Genomic DNA, 13,066 nt, shown 5'->3' with positions numbered 1-13,066 from the left:
TACGAAATCTTTTTAACAAAATGAGATTTCTGTTACACTCCCTTCTCTTATAAATTCAAGCAATAAACTTACTTAAATCATCGAGAATATTATTCTTTATCTTCAGATTTTTTACGTCTGAATAATAATGCTAGGCCACCAAATAATGAAGTGATACCTAATAAACCAGCTTGTTTGCTTTCTTCTTCACCAGTGTTTGGTAATACTTTTGCACCTTTATGGTCTTTATTTGAATCAGATTTAGATGGTTGATCTTTACTATTCATATTGCTAGTTGCATTTTGACCATTAGAACTTGTAGTACCTTGTTGTTTCATTGAAGAATTGTGTTTTTCGTGCATTGAACTATCAGCTTTATCGTCAGTATTTACTTTGCTGTTACTGTTGTTATTACTGTTAGTCATACCGTTATCATCTGCTTTATTGCCATCTTTTCCAGCTGGTTTAGTAGTATTGTCTTTACCAGGTTTGTCATCTGCACCAGTGCTTGGCTTGTTAGAGTCATTGTCTTTACCTGGTTTGTCGTCTCCACCAGTAGTTGGCTTTTCAGTACCATCATCTTTACCTGGTTTATCATCTCCACCAGTATTTGGTTTGTCAGAACCATCATCTTTACCTGGTTTGTCGTTTCCACCAGTGTTTGGCTTATCAGAACCATCGTCTTTACATGGTTTATCGTCTCCACCAGTATTTGGTTTGTCAGAACCATCGTCTTTACCTGGTTTGTCGTTTCCACCAGTGTTTGGCTTATCAGAACCATCGTCTTTACCTGGTTTATCGTCTCCACCAGTATTTGGTTTGTCAGAACCATCGTCTTTACCTGGTTTGTCGTCTCCGCCAGTACTTGGTTTGTCAGAACCATCGTCTTTACCTGGTTTATCGTCTCCACCAGTGTTTGGTTTATCAGAACCATCGTCTTTACCTGGTTTATCATCTCCACCAGTATTTGGTTTATCAGTACCGTTGTTGTTAGAATCTTTAGCTGGCGTTGTGATATCAGGTTTACCATCGTTGTCTTTATCCGTAACAGTTGTGCCATTCGGATCAGACTCATCTTTATTCGGAATACCATCTTTATCAGCGTCTTCGTCGCCATCAGGTGTGCCATTCCCATCAGAATCAGGGTTTGTAGGATCAGTACCTGCGGCTTCTTCATCTTTATTATTCACACCATCACCGTCGATGTCAGGATCTTGGTTATCTGGTGTACCATCACCATCTGTATCTTTCGGAGTCGTAATATCTGGCTTACCATCTTTGTCTTTATCCGTAACAGTTGTGCCGTTTGGATCAGATTCATCTTTATTCGGAATACCATCTTTATCAGCGTCTTCATCGCCATCCGGTGTACCATTTCCATCAGAATCAGGATTCTTCGGATCAGTGCCTGCAGCTTCTTCGTCTTTATTGTTCACACCATCACCATCAATATCTGGGTCTTGATTATCCGGTGTACCGTCTCCATCTGTATCTTTCGGTGTTGTGATATCAGGTTTACCATCGTTGTCTTTATCTGTAACAGTTGTGCCGTTTGGATCAGATTCATCTTTATTCGGAATACCATCTTTATCGGCATCTTCATCACCGTCTGGTGTGCCATTACCATCAGAATCAGGATTAGTTGGGTCAGTACCCGCAGCTTCTTCATCTTTGTTGTTTACGCCATCACCGTCGATATCTGGGTCTTGGTTATCCGGTGTACCATCGCCGTCCGTATCTTTCGGTGTTGTGATGTCTGGCTTACCATCACCATCTTTGTCCGTTGGTGTAGTTCCATTCGGATCAGACTCATCTTTATTCGGAATACCATCTTTATCAGCGTCTTCGTCGCCATCAGGTGTTCCGTTACCATCAGAATCAGGGTTCTTCGGATCAGTGCCTGCAGCTTCCTCATCTTTATTATTCACACCATCACCGTCGATATCTGGGTCTTGGTTATCAGGTGTACCATCACCATCTGTGTCTTTTGGCGTTGTGATATCAGGTTTACCATCGTTATCTTTATCCGTAACAGTTGTACCGTTTGGATCAGACTCGTCTTTGTTTGGAATACCATCTTTATCAGCGTCTTCATCGCCATCAGGTGTTCCGTTACCATCAGAATCAGGATTAGTTGGGTCAGTACCTACAGCTTCCTCATCTTTATTATTCACACCGTCACCGTCGATATCTGGATCTTGGTTATCCGGTGTACCGTCACCATCTGTATCTTTCGGCGTTGTGATATCTGGTTTACCATCGTTATCTTTATCCGTAACAGTTGTACCGTTTGGATCAGATTCATCTTTGTTTGGAATACCATCTTTATCAGCGTCTTCATCACCGTCTGGTATACCATTTCCATCAGAATCAGGATTTGTAGGATCAGTGCCCGCAGCTTCTTCATCTTTATTATTCACGCCATCACCGTCGATGTCAGGATCTTGGTTATCTGGTGTACCGTCCCCATCTGTATCTTTCGGTGTTGTGATGTCTGGCTTACCATCTTTGTCTTTATCCGTAACAGTTGTACCGTTTGGATCAGACTCGTCTTTGTTTGGAATACCATCTTTGTCAGCATCTTCGTCACCATCAGGTGTACCATTTCCATCAGAATCAGGATTAGTTGGATCAGTACCCGCAGCTTCTTCGTCTTTATTATTTACGCCATCACCGTCGATGTCTGGGTCTTGGTTATCCGGTGTACCGTCTCCATCTGTATCTTTCGGTGTTGTGATATCTGGCTTACCATCACCATCTTTGTCCGTTGGTGTAGTTCCATTCGGATCAGACTCATCTTTATTCGGAATACCATCTTTATCAGCGTCTTCGTCGCCATCAGGTGTTCCGTTACCATCAGAATCAGGGTTTGTAGGATCAGTACCTGCAGCTCCTTCGTCTTTGTTGTTCACACCATCACCATCGACGTCTGGGTCTTGGTCATCTGGAATACCATCATTGTCAGTATCCTTAGGATTTGTTACTACAACTGGATCAGAAGGTAACGAAGTATTCGGTGTTTCAGCTTTATCTGTTGCTTTTGCTGTTATTTCACCTTCAGGTAAAGGTTTTGTCGGTGTAATCACGACATTACCTTGATCATCAGCCGTACCTTCACCAATTTTGTTACCGTCTTTATCGAATAATTCAACTTTAGTGCCCGGTTCAGCTTTGACTGTTATTGGTTCTTTTGTACCACCTTTACCAGTTAAATCAGTTTCGATCACAGGTTTACCAGGTGGCGTAGTATCCGTTGCTTTTATCGGATCAGAAGCTTCAGAAGTATTAGGTGTTTCAGCTGTATCTGTCGCTTTCGCTGTTACATTACCTTCTGGTATTGGTTTTGTCGGCGTAATCACGACATTACCTTGATCATTCGCTGTGCCTTCACCAATCTTATTACCGTTTTTATCGAATAGTTCAACTTTAGATTTTGGTTCAGCTTGAACCGTAACTGGTTCTTTTGTACCAGCTTTACCTCTTAAGTCTGTTTGAATGACAGGTTTCGCAGGCGCTGTAGTATCTGTTGCTTTCTTCGGATTAGAAGCTTCAGAAGTATTTGGTGTTTCAGCTGTATCTGTCGCTTTCGCTGTCACATTACCTTCCGGTATTGGTTTAGTCGGTGTAATCACGACATTACCTTGATCATCAGCTGTGCCTTCACCAATCTTATTACCATCTTTATCGAATAGTTCAACTTTAGATTTTGGTTCTGCTTGAACCGTAACTGGTTCTTTTGTACCAGCTTTACCTCTTAAGTCTGTTTGAATGACAGGTTTCGCAGGCGCTGTAGTATCTGTTGCTTTCTTCGGATTAGAAGCTTCAGAAGTATTTGGTGTTTCAGCTGTATCTGTCGCTGTAGCCGTGATTTCACCTGCCGGTATCGCACTCGTAGGTGTAATTGTCACATTACCTTGAGCGTTCGCCGTGCCTTCCCCGATTAATACTTTATTATTTGTGCCAGTATAAATTCGTACTGTTGAACCTGGCTCTGCAGTTACACTAATCGGTGTCGTTGTACCAGCTTTTCCAGTTAAATCAGTTTGGATCACAGGTTTTGCTGGTGCAGTTCTATCTAGAACAAAATAATTAGCATTTACGTTAGTAGTATTGCCACTTTGATCTCTATAAGTAACTGTAATCGTGCTCATGCTTTCAGTCGTTGGGTTACCAGTAATTTCTCTAGTTTGACTATTATAAGTTAAACCTGCCGGTAATCCTGTTACACTTGTTGGTACAATATCACCACTATTGTCTGTCGCAGTTGGAAGGGTGATTGTTTGAATTGTCGCACCTTTTTCAAATAATTAGTTCTGTATTTGTGGAGCAGTTGGAGCAACTGTATCATTTACCTTTACAACAACTGGTACGTCATCATGACTTCCATCTGGATATGTTACACGAACTGTCGCATTTTTATCACCAGTCGTTCTTGTATCAACAGGTGATGTGTACTCGTAACGCGTACCAGTAGGCAAGCCAGTTGTATTGATAGATTGTTCAGCGTTAGGTGTACCTTTTAACTCAACTGTTTGATTTTTACCAGTTGGATTAAATCTTTCAGCATCCGTTAGGTTTGCTGTAGCTACTTTAGGGTCACTAGGTGATAATTCTCTTAATTTAGTTACTATTCTTGCAGTAATATTACCTGATGGAATATTTACTGTAGGTGTGATTCTAGCATTACCGTTTGCGTCAGTAACACCTTCCCCAATTACATTATGTTGCTCATCAAATAATTTTACTGTAAGACCTGAAACACCTTGAACAGTGGATACATCTATAGGTGTTTTCGTATTGGCTTTATTTGTTAAATCCGTATGGATTTCTGTTGGAATATCAACCTTATAAATACCTCTAAATCTTATTACATTATATGAGTTTGACCAAGCACCAGCTGCTATCTGGAAAGCTCTATGTTCTGTTGTTGCATCATCATAGGGCTGTTCGTATGTTGTTAGTAATTTACTAAGTGGTACTCTTACTTCAAAATCAATTGTAAATCTATCAGTAAATCTTCCATCTATTGTTTTAACAGTACTATGGATTGGTGTATGAAAATCGTATGCCAAGCTATCATAGTTACCTGGGTTTCTTTGTTTAAATGTTTGTTCAACCGTACTATCACTCATACTATTCACATTGATAGCTCCACCATTTTTCGTTATGTGTAGGACTTTAATTTCTCCTTCACTAGCCCCAAAGTAGTACCTTGTATGACCTCGTCGAGCAAAACTGCTGTTTTCTCTAGGAGTGTCATTGAATCTCACTTGAAATCTAATAACGGCGATGTTACCTTCATGTGTTACTTGTTGTAAGTCCATACCAGCTACCCAATGGTATTTATCACCAGATGGAAAACCACCACTATCTCTATCACCTAAATTACCATAGTCTTTTTCTTCAGCTATACCTTTTAAAAGCGTCCAACCTGGACCATTACCAAATATTGAATTATCCACACTTCTTAAAGATCTTCGTGTTCTAACGCGTCTTTCTTCTCTTGGTTGTTCTGTTACTACACCAGCTTTATCAGGAGTGTCCGATTTGACTGGTTTCTCTTCAGTCTCTGTAGTTTTGTTTTCAGACTGTGTATTTTCTTTAATTTCTGGTTGTACTACTTCATCTGAAACTTGTTTGTTTTCTGTAGTTGCAGGTTGTTCTACTACTACATCATCTTTATTTGTATTTACTTTTTCTACTGATTTGTCTTCAGATTTTTCTGTTTCTTTTTGAGATTTTTCATCTGGCTTATCTTCAGATTTTACAGTCTCATTTTTTGGTTGTTCTTCTTTAGTTGCAGGATTTTCTGTTTTTGTTTCTTTTTCTGCTACTTCATTAGTTTTAGGTTTCTCTACTTCTTCAACCTTTTCTTCTTTGACAATAGATTCTTGTTTATCTACTGCGTCTTCATTGTTAACTGATTCTTCGGGTTTTACAGTTTCTTCTGTAACTACCGATTTCTTTACTTCTACTTGTTGCTTATCAGTTTCTTCAGATTTACTCTGTTCTGCTGTCTCTTCAGTTGTTGGTTGATTAATTGAAGTTTCTTCATTTTGTTGTTTATTTTCTTCTGAAGATTTATCAGCTTCTTCATCTGTTTTATTAATTTCTTTCTCTTCTTTTTCTTTTGCTGATTCTTCTTGTTTAGCTACATCTAAAGTATTTTCAGATGCAAAAGCATGGTCTGCTGGTGAGCCTAGGAATATGAGTGTTCCGATTAATATCGAGCATGTTCCAACAGCATACTTTCGAATACTAAACTTTTGTAATCGCCGTTGCTTATCCATTAGCAATCCCCTTTACAAATTATTTTTTGGAGAGCAACTTAACTCATAAGACGATTCATTTTTACTATTTAGTTTTATTTATTAGTCATGAGTTAATTATCTACTCTTAATTGAATCGTTGTTATATGAGTGAAGTGGCACAAACATATGTGAATTGAATAAATAAAATATAAGTTCTCCTTTCTTTTAAATTATTCACATATAAGATATGGAACAAAATGTAATTTGTTCTAAGTTAGTATACCACTTTTATTATGTATGTAAAATACTATTCTTTTAAAACTCTATAAAATATTTATATAAATTTTGTAAAATGTAATAAAAACTTTTATTTTGAAGAATGAGATTTTTCATTTTAAGAATACATATTTGAGATTGACTATGTACTTAAGAAGTATTAATAAATAGAGTTTATATTTAATTGAATTAAAATAGAGAGTGCACGTGTGCACTCTCCTCTACTTATATATTATTAAGAAGCGTATTATTCTTTGTCTTCAGATTTTTTACGTCTGAATAATAATGTTAATCCACCAAATAATGAAGTGATACCTAATAAACCAGCCAGTTTACTTTCTTCTTCTCCAGTGTCAGGCAATACTTTTGCATCTTCATGGTCAATATTTGAATGAGCTTCAGATGATTGATCATTATTGCTCATGTCATTAGTTGCATTTTGATCATTTAAATTTGTATTGCTATTCTGTTGACTAATTGAACTAACATTATTTAATTCATAATTAATGTTAGTCACGCCATTACCCTCTGACGAAATGTCGTCTTTAGCAGCTAATTTAATAATATCGTTGTTACTATTTAATTTATCATATCCATTGTTAGAAATATTGTTATTATTTTTCATGACATTTTCATCAATGTTTGGTTGTATAGAGCCCTTACTATCGACTGATTTTTCCTCGTCACTAAGCGCACCATTTTCTTTAGTATCAGAGTTCATTGGATTAGTACCTGAGATTTCTTTGTTTATATTGTTTATGCCGTCGCCATCAATATCTGTGTCTTGGTTATCTGGAGTAACTTCATCATCTGTATCTTTAGATTGGTCAGCATTATTTGGATTGTCATCACCAGTATTAGATTGACCAGAATCATTGTTGTTAGTTGGCGTTGAAGCGTTTGGATTAGATTCATTTTTATTATTTACACTGTTACCTTCAATATCTGAGTCTTGGTTATTTGGTGTGTTATCGTTATTTGTATCTTTATATTGATCGGTATTATTCGGATTGTTGTTACCAGTATTAGATTGACCATTAACGTCTTTGTCAGTTGGTATTGTACTGTTTGAATCAGATTCATCTTTATTCGAGATACCATCTTTATCAGAATCTTCATCACCGTTTGAAATACCACAGTCATTAGAATTAGATTCCGTTGGATCAGTAGCTTCAGTTTCTTCATCTTTATTATTTATACCGTCGCCATCTGTGTCTTTATATTGTTCGATTCCACCTGTATTTGGTTGATCAGAACCAATGTTATTACCTGGATTCTCATTTTCACCATTATTGTTTGAATCTTTTGCTGGTGTTGTATCTTTATATTGATTATTACCATCTTTATCAGCATCTTCACCGCCATCTGAAATTCCATTACCGTTAGAGTCTGAATTCGTTGGATCCGTGCTTGTAACATCTTCATCTTTATTATTTACACCGTTACCTTCATTATCTGAGTCTTGGTTATTTGGTGTGTTATCGCTATTTGTATCATTATGTTGGTCGGTATTGTTCAGATTGTTGTTACCAGTATTAGTTTGATTAGAACCATTGTTGTTTGAATCTTGCGATGGTTTTGTTACGTCAGATTGACCATTAACGTCTTTGTCAGTTGGTATTGTACTGTTTGAATCAGATTCCTCTTTATTCGAGATACCATCTTTATCAGAATCTTCATCACCGTTTGAAATACCGTTGTCATTAGAATTAGATTCCGTTGAATCAGTAGCTTCAGTTTCTTCATCTTTATTATTTATACCGTCGCTATCTGTGTCTTTATATTGTTCGATTCCACCTGTATTTGGTTGATCAGAACCATTGTTATTACCTGGATTCTCATTTTCACCATTATTGTTTGAATCTTTTGCTGGTGTTGTTACTTTAGATTGATTATTACCTTCTTTGTCAGCATCTTCACCGCCATCTGAAATTCCATTACCGTTAGAGTCTGAATTCGTTGAATCCGTGCTTGCAACTTCTTCATCTTTATTATTTACACCGTCGCCATTATTAGTTTGTTCATTTCCACCAGTATTTGGTTGATCAGAACCATTGTTATTACCTGGTTTCTCATCTACACCATTGTTGCTTGGATTTTGCAATGGTGTTGTTGCGTCAGGTTGTACGTCACCATCATTATTAGTTGGTGTTGAGGCGCTTGGATTAGATTCATCTTTATTATTTTTGTCATCACCGTTTATATCTGAATCTTGGTTATCCGTTGTATCATCAGTATCTTTTGGATTTGTTACCATAATTGAATCAGAAGCTTCAGAAGTATTAGGGTTCTCAGCTTTATCTGTCGCTTTCGCTGTCACATTACCTTCTGGTAAAGGTTTAGTTGGTGTAATAGTAGCAACGCCATCACCATCTGTTTCGCCTTCTCCAATTTTGTTTCCATCTATATCGAATAATTCTACTTTTGAACCTGGTTCAGATTGAACTGTAATTGGTTCAGTCGTACCGCCTTTACCTATTAAGTCTGTTTCAATTACAGGTTTAGCTGGTGGTGTTGTATCTGTAACTTTCATTGAATCAGAAGCTTCAGAAGTATTTGGATTTTCAGCTTTATCTGTCGCTTTCGCTGTTACATTACCTTCAGGTAAAGGTCTTGTAGGTGTAATAGTAGCTATACCATTACTATCTGTTTCGCCTTCTCCAATTTTGTTTCCATCTTTATCGAATAATTCTACTTTACTTCCTGGTTCTGCTTGAACTGTAATTGGTTCAGTCGTACCGCCTTTGCCAGTTAGGTCTGTTTGAATTACAGGTTTAGCTGGTGGAGTTGTATCTGTAACTTTTATCGGTTCAGAAGCTTCAGACGTATTTGGTGTTTCAGCTTTGTCAGTCGCTTTCGCTGTTACATTACCTTCAGGTAAAGGTTTTGTCGGTGTAATAGTAGCTATACCGTTACTATCTGTTTCACTTTCACCAATCTTATTACCATCTTTATCGAATAGTTCTACTTTTGAACCTGGTTCAGATTGAACTGTAATTGGTTCAGTAGTACCACCTTTGCCAGTTAGATTTGTTTGGATTACAGGTTTAGATGGAGCTGTTGTATCAGTAACTTTTATTGGTTCAGAAGCTTCAGACGTATTTGGATTTTCAGCTTTATCTGTCGCTTTCGCTGTGATGTTACCTTCAGGTAAAGGTTTAGTTGGTGTAATAGTAGCAACGCCATCACCATCTGTTTCACTTTCACCAATCTTGTTTCCATCTTTATCGAATAATTCTACTTTTGAACCTGGTTCAGCTTGTACTGTGATTGGTTCAGTCGTACCGCCTTTACCATTAAGGTCTGTTTGAATTACAGGTTTTGCTGGTGCCGTTGTATCTGTAACTTTTATTGGTTCAGAAGCTTCAGACGTATTTGGATTTTCAGCTTTATCTGTCGCTTTCGCTGTTACATTACCTTCAGGTAAAGGTTTTGTTGGTGTAATTACTGCATTACCTTGATTATCCGTAATAGCTTCACCAATCTTATTACCATCTTTATCGAATAAATCTACTTTACTTCCAGGCTCAGCTTGAACTGTAATTGGATCAGTCGTACCGCCTTTTCCTGTTAAATCAGTTTGAATTACAGGCTTAGTTGGTGGAGTTGTGTCCGTAACTTTTATTGGTTCAGAAGCTTCAGAAGTATTAGGTGTTTCAGCTTTGTCAGTCGCTTTCGCTGTGATGTTACCTTCTGATAAAGGTTTTATCGGTGTAATCATAGCGACACCGTTACTATCTGTTTCACCCTCACCAATCTTGTTTCCATCTTTATCGAACAACTCTACTTTACTTCCTGGTTCAGCTTGAACTGTAATTGGATCAGTCGTACCGCCTTTACCTGTTAAGTCTGTTTGAATTACAGGTTTAGCTGGTGGAGTTGTATCTGTAACTTTTATCGGTTCAGAAGCATCAGATGTATTAGGTGTTTCTGCTTTATCTGTAGCCTTCGCTGTTACATTACCTTCTGGTAAAGGTTTTGTCGCTATAATTACCGCATTACCTTGATCGTCAGCAGTACCTTCACCTATTTTCTTCCCATCTTTATCGAATAATTCTACTTTGCTTCCTGGTTCAGCTTGAACCGTAATTGGTTCAGTAGTACCACCTTTGCCAGTTAGATTTGTTTGGATTACAGGTTTAGATGGAGCTGTTGTATCAGTAACTTTTATTGGCTCAGAAGCTTCAGAAGTATTAGGATTTTCAGCTTTGTCTGTCGCTTTCGCTGTTATGTTGCCTTCTGGTAAAGGTTTTGTAGGTGTAATAGTAGCTATACCGTTACCATCTGTTTCACCTTTTCCAATTTTGTTCCCATCTTTATCGAATAATTCTACTTTACTTCCTGGTTCTGCTTGAACTGTAATTGGTTCAATTTCACCGCCTTTTCCTGTTAAATCAGTTTGAATTACAGGCTTAGTTGGTGGAGTTGTGTCCGTAACTTTTATCGGCTCAGAAGCTTCAGAAGTATTAGGATTTTCAGCTTTGTCTGTCGCTTTCGCTGTTATGTTGCCTTCTGGTAAAGGTTTAGTTGGTGTAATAGTAGCTATACCGTTACTATCTGTTTCACTTTCACCAATCTTATTACCATCTTTATCGAATAGTTCTACTTTTGAACCTGGTTCAGATTGAACTGTAATTGGTTCAGTTGTGCCACCTTTACCTGTTAAGTCTGTTTGAATTACAGGTTTAGCTGGTGGAGTTGTATCTGTAATATTAAGTTGGAATACTTTTGTAACTGTATTACCACTTGTATCTGTATAAGTAACCGTTACATCATTTGTACCTTCAACAGTTGGTGTGCCTGTAATTTGGTTAGTTTGATTATTATAGTTTAAACCTGTTGGTAATCCAGTTACGCTTGTAGGTTTGATTTCTCCACTATTATCTGTCGCATTTGGAATCGTAATAGGATCAATAGCTTTATCTTTTTCAATTGATTGATTCTCAATTGTCGGACCTACTGGAGCTACTGTGTCATTGACTACTAACACAACGGGCACATCGTCATGAGTACCATCTGGGTAACTAACACGTACAGTTGTGTTTTTATTTCCTATAGTGCTTGTATCTATAGGTGATGTGTAAACATATTTTGTACCATTTGGTAATCCGTATGTGTTAATAGATTGTTCGGCATTAGGAATTTCATTTAGTTCAACTGTTTGCTCTTTGCCTTTAGGATTAAATTTATCTGCGTCTGATACATTAGCTCTGTTTTCTATAAAATTAACATGGTTAGTTCTATTTGCTCTTGCTATATTTTCAGTCGCAACCCCTATTGCAACATAGAATTTACCGTTGTTTTTTCTTAGAATATCTTTAGAAACTGTTGCCGTCATCTTAGCTATATAAGAATTACGTCTATAGTTAAGTTCTTCATGTATATAGTAGAAGTTATCTTCATCTGTTATTTTAGTTAAATTTTTATAATAATCTCTATCAACAGGAATCATCGCTTGATATACCATAGAATTAAGCTTGCTACCACCAGTAACTAGAGCTTTATTTTTCCAATTATTAAAAGTTCCGCTACCAGTTACTCTTTGTATAGAACCTGGTGTGAGTTTTACAAATGATGGTGCATAAACATAAAAACGTCCTCGTGCTTTATTAGATTCAGCTTTATTGAAATGGATAACATAATGAAACTCAACGTTATCTCCATTTTCTTTTACGTAACTATGTGCTATATGAGCATAGTCTGATACCTCTTGATCATTTGCTTTTTTGCCAAAAGCTTTACCAGTTATAACAAAATTGTCAGAGCTAGTGTCATTATTTACATTTTCTCTAGGTGCTGAATCATCAGCACTTCTTAACTCTCTTCTTGTTCTAATACTTCTCTCTTCTCTTGGTTGTTTTACTGCAACAGCAGTTTTATTAGGCGTTTCAGTTTTGTCTAGTTTTTGTTCAGATTCAGTAGTTTTCTTCTCAGTTTGTGAAACTTCTTTAATTTCTGGTGGTACTACTTCTTTTTGAACTTGTTCATTTTCTTTTGCTACTGTTTTAACTTCTGATTTTACAGCGTCATTATGATTTTTATTTTCTTTAACTTCTGGTGTTACTGTTGCTGGTTGAGAAGCTTCGTCAACTTTAGGTATCTCCATTTCTTCAACCGTATCTTGTTTGACAGGAGCTTCTTGTTTATTGTCTATTTCGTTCTTAACTTCTAATTTATTGATTGATTCTTCAGGTTTCGAAGACTCTGCTATAGAGCCAACTTTCTCTTGTTCTACTTGTTGCTTACCTATTTCTTCAAATTTAGATTGTTCTGTTGATTCATCAGTTGCTGACTGATTTGTAGAAGTTACTTCAGTCGTGTTAACTGCTTCTTCAACTTCCTTTTCAGCTTTTGTTACTTCATTTTCTTTCTCTTTTTCTGTTACTTCAAGTTTAGTCGCATCTACAGTATTTTCAGATGCAAAAGCATGGTGTGTTGGAGAGCTTAGGAATATGAGAGTCCCGACTAATATCGAGCACGCTCCAACAGTATACTTTCTAATACTAAACTTCTGTAATCGCCGTTGCTTATCCATCAGTAAACTCCTTTATATTTTTATT

Annotated in this window: 3 protein-coding genes; all 3 read right to left on the bottom strand. The window is 37.1% G+C overall.

Annotated elements, in window-relative coordinates; all coding sequences use genetic code 11:
* Positions 1 to 89: 89 nt before the first annotated feature.
* The 3 genes from LQ688_RS02360 to LQ688_RS02350 all read right to left on the bottom strand — a co-directional run bounded on the left by LQ688_RS02360 (position 90) and on the right by LQ688_RS02350 (position 13,041).
* A complete protein-coding gene (locus LQ688_RS02360; RefSeq protein ID WP_345773181.1) occupies positions 90 to 4,256 on the bottom strand; it encodes an Ig-like domain-containing protein in 4,167 nt (1,388 codons plus the stop codon).
* Positions 4,257 to 4,286: 30 nt separating this feature from the next.
* Positions 4,287 to 6,269 carry a Rib/alpha-like domain-containing protein gene (locus tag LQ688_RS02355; protein ID WP_239724588.1) on the bottom strand — a complete coding sequence of 661 codons (1,983 nt, stop codon included), beginning with the start codon at positions 6,267 to 6,269 and terminating at the stop codon, positions 4,287 to 4,289.
* A 484-nt stretch (positions 6,270 to 6,753) separates the two neighbouring features.
* Positions 6,754 to 13,041: a Rib/alpha-like domain-containing protein gene (locus LQ688_RS02350; RefSeq protein ID WP_239752584.1), complete on the bottom strand. Its 6,288-nt coding sequence runs from the start codon at positions 13,039 to 13,041 to the stop codon at positions 6,754 to 6,756.
* Positions 13,042 to 13,066: the final 25 nt, after the last annotated feature.

The organism is Mammaliicoccus sp. J-M40 (genome assembly GCF_022386395.1).
GTDB classification, from domain to species: domain Bacteria; phylum Bacillota; class Bacilli; order Staphylococcales; family Staphylococcaceae; genus Mammaliicoccus; species Mammaliicoccus lentus.
This window is presented reverse-complemented; position numbering and strand designations above follow the sequence as displayed.

Bases quoted from the DNA above. Each gene is read 5' to 3' on its own strand.
- LQ688_RS02355 (WP_239724588.1), bottom strand. From the start codon at position 6,269: ATGGATAAGCAACGGCGATTACAAAAGTTTAGTATTCGAAAGTATGCT.
- LQ688_RS02350 (WP_239752584.1), bottom strand. From the start codon at position 13,041: ATGGATAAGCAACGGCGATTACAGAAGTTTAGTATTAGAAAGTATACT.